This is a genomic window from Mesorhizobium sp. M7A.F.Ca.CA.004.04.2.1 (genome assembly GCF_004022825.1).
GTDB lineage: Bacteria > Pseudomonadota > Alphaproteobacteria > Rhizobiales > Rhizobiaceae > Mesorhizobium.
In genome coordinates this window covers 1-2696 of sequence record NZ_RZPH01000846.1, presented here as the reverse complement: position 1 = coordinate 2696, position 2696 = coordinate 1, and the positions used below count along the sequence as shown (strand labels likewise).

Sequence of the window (2696 nt, the reverse complement as noted above, 5' to 3'; positions counted from 1 at the left end):
GCGTTTGGGCGCGCTGGCTTTCGGCTTGGCGCGTTTGGCCGCCGGCTTGGCTTTCGCCGACGAAGACCTTTTCGATGATCCGGAATCTGACAGGCTCTTCTTCAGCGCGTCGAACAGATTGACGACATTGGAAGGCTTGGGCGCCGCCTTGGCCTTCGGCGCCTTGTGGCCGGCCTTCTTGGCGCGGATCAGCTCCAGCAGCGCGTCCTCGTATTTGTCGTCGAATTTCGAGGGATCGAACTTCGTCTTCTTCTTGTCGATGATCAACTCGGCGAGGTCGGTCATCTCCTGATCGGTCTTCACCGACTCGATGTCGCCGAAGACGGTGTCCTGCTGGCGCACCGTGTTGTCGTAGCGCAGCGTCGTCAGCACCATGCCTTTGCCGAGCGGCTCGATAACCACCGGCCGTTCGCGTCGGTAGAGCACGATACGCGCCAACCCGGCCATCTTCTTGCCCGCCATCGCGTCGCGAATGACGGCGAACGCTTCTTCCGACACCTTGTCGGCCGGCGCGACATAATAGGGCGTATCGAGATAGATCTGCTGGATCGAAGCTTTGTCGACGAAACCGTCGAGCGCCATCGTGTGCGAGGATTCGATCTGCACCGCCTCGATCTCGTCTTCCTCGATATGGATGAAATCGCCATCGTCGAGTTCATAGCCCTTGATCTCGTCATCCTCCCCCAGAGGCTTGCCGGTTTCGGCATCGACATAGAGGCGCTTCACCGTGTTGCCGGTCTTGCGGTTGAGAATGCGAAACGAGACCCGCTCCGTGTGGGTGACGACATTGGTGAGTTCGACGGCACAGGTGACCAGCGAAAGCTTTAAATAGCCTCTCCAGGCCGGACGCGGCGCCATGATATCTCCCTTCCACAACCAGATGAAGGTGAGAACGGACAGACCGCGCTCCAGTTCCGCGCTCACGGACCGATCTGGATGCCAAGGGCGCGCCCGAGGCCTTATGGCCGCCAGCACCTGAATTTCGCGGGCGCGGCAAAAGTTGAAACAGAACCGCGCGCGCGCGACATTCAAACGAAACATATGTGATGCAAAAGTCACATTGGCCGGAATGCCGGCCAACTGCACGGAAAGACCCCGAATCAGCCGCAATCCAGCCACGAAGCGAGGCATTTTCGACCAGATATTAACATCACGTTCACCGACTATTCACGCCTCGACGCTATGATGACCGCAATTCGGAAGGGACATCCGAAAATCGGGACAGGGACAAGGGTAATGAACTTCCTCGCGCACCTCATCGGCTATGCCGCCGCCATCCGCGAATTCGTCGCGCCGACCTATCGGCCCGAGCGCTATTACATGCGCGGCCCCGGCCCTGCTTGCGCCCGTCGCGGCAACTCGCTGGGCGCGCACTGATCATGGCTTTCGAAAATCGCCACAACAGCAGGATCTGCAGGCCGGCCGCCTCTACCCGCGCCACCACCTATCGCGCCGAGCGTCCCGCTCTCGCCGACAGGCGCCGTGCGACATCGCCACGGCTTTGATACCGACGCTGGCCGGCTTAGTGTCATAGGACACGAGCAGCCGAGGCCAGCGTGACCGACCATTCCCAACCCAGTCGACCCCAGTCAAATCGTCCCTCCGGAACAACTCTCGACGCACGCCATCGATTGATCGTTTTCGATGGCGTCTGTGTGCTCTGCTCCGGCTTCGTGCGCATGGTGGTCAGGCTCGATCGCCAAGGCCGTTTCCGCTTCGCCACCGCGCAGTCGCCCTTCGGTGAAACGCTGTTTCGGAAGCATGGACTGCGCACGGACTCTTACGAAACCAACCTCGTCCTGATCGACGGCGTCGCCTTCACGCGGCTCGACAGCTTCGTCGCTGTCATGGCGGAACTCGGCTGGCCCTGGCGGGCGGCAAAAACGCTGCTGCTGCTGCCGCGCCCGCTGCGCGACTGGCTCTATGAGCGCGTTGCCAGGAATCGCTACGCGCTGTTCGGCAGGAAGGACAGCTGCGAGGTTCCTTCTCCGGAGCTGCGCGAGCGGTTCCTTGACTGAGGATGTGGCTGCTGGAGAACGAGCCGCCGCTCAGCGCATTGATCGGGCGTTATCGCGGTTGGCTCGAACCGGTGGATTCGCACGGCTTCAGCACGATCGCGTCGCCGGCCCCCTTGCCCAATTCCCGGCAGCCTTGAACCGAGCACAGCGTCCAGCCGTCGCCGGTTGCGCCAGAGGCGGCGAGTATGACGCGCCGCTGTGGGCCGACCGTGGGCGTGTAGGCCCACCAGCCATTCTTCAGCACCGCGCCTTCCGATGGCTCCATGCCGGCGCCCGAGCTCTTGACCCGCGCCTCGACCAGCTGCAGGCCGATAGGCGTGACCTTCCAGTCTTCCTCCCAGCGCGTCCGTTCCACCGAATGCGTCCAGGACAGCGTAAAGGCGGCGACGGAGAACGTCACCATCTTGCCGGCGGCCAGGATGCAAAGGCTCATGTTTTGGCTGAAGCCTGCCGCGCACGAAAGCAGTGCCAGCCGATCCAGGCCAGCGCCAGCGCCCAGCCGGCCTCGTCGGTCAGCGGCACCGCGGCGACCAGCAGCACGCCGGCCGCGAAGGCGATGAGCCGTTCCCACAATGCCATGCGGCTGGCGAGGAAACCGACGGCGGCGGCACCCCACAGCACGATGCCCATGCAGGCCTTGGCGACGATGTAGGCGACCTCGACGGGATAGCCGAACTG

At 62.8% G+C, this 2696-nt stretch carries 4 protein-coding genes and 1 pseudogene; 2 read left to right on the top strand and 3 right to left on the bottom strand.

The window, feature by feature from the left end; translation table 11 throughout:
- Nucleotides 1-858 (bottom strand): Ku protein (locus EN893_RS28025; protein ID WP_128361951.1); only part of this gene is annotated, 858 nt, incomplete at its 3' end.
- A gap of 378 nt (nucleotides 859-1236) precedes the next feature.
- Between EN893_RS28025 and EN893_RS28020 the strand changes: the two genes are divergently transcribed.
- Together EN893_RS28020 and EN893_RS28015 are read left to right on the top strand one after the other, a co-directional pair.
- Entirely contained in the window at nucleotides 1237-1377 is a 141-nt protein-coding gene (locus tag EN893_RS28020) for a hypothetical protein (RefSeq protein ID WP_013528645.1), read from the top strand.
- 254 nt (nucleotides 1378-1631) lie between these two features.
- Nucleotides 1632-2018 carry a DCC1-like thiol-disulfide oxidoreductase family protein gene (locus EN893_RS28015; RefSeq protein ID WP_256754965.1) on the top strand — a complete coding sequence of 129 codons (387 nt, stop codon included), beginning with the start codon at nucleotides 1632-1634 and terminating at the stop codon, nucleotides 2016-2018.
- Between the two features lie 49 nt (nucleotides 2019-2067).
- Here EN893_RS28015 and EN893_RS28010 read toward each other — a convergent pair whose 3' ends face one another.
- Nucleotides 2068-2451 carry a DUF1850 domain-containing protein gene (locus EN893_RS28010; RefSeq protein WP_127267559.1) on the bottom strand — a complete coding sequence of 128 codons (384 nt, stop codon included), beginning with the start codon at nucleotides 2449-2451 and terminating at the stop codon, nucleotides 2068-2070.
- Nucleotides 2448-2696 (bottom strand): annotated as a pseudogene (locus tag EN893_RS28005) (TRAP transporter permease); the annotation flags it as partial. The pseudogene EN893_RS28005 and the gene EN893_RS28010, both read right to left, overlap by 4 nt.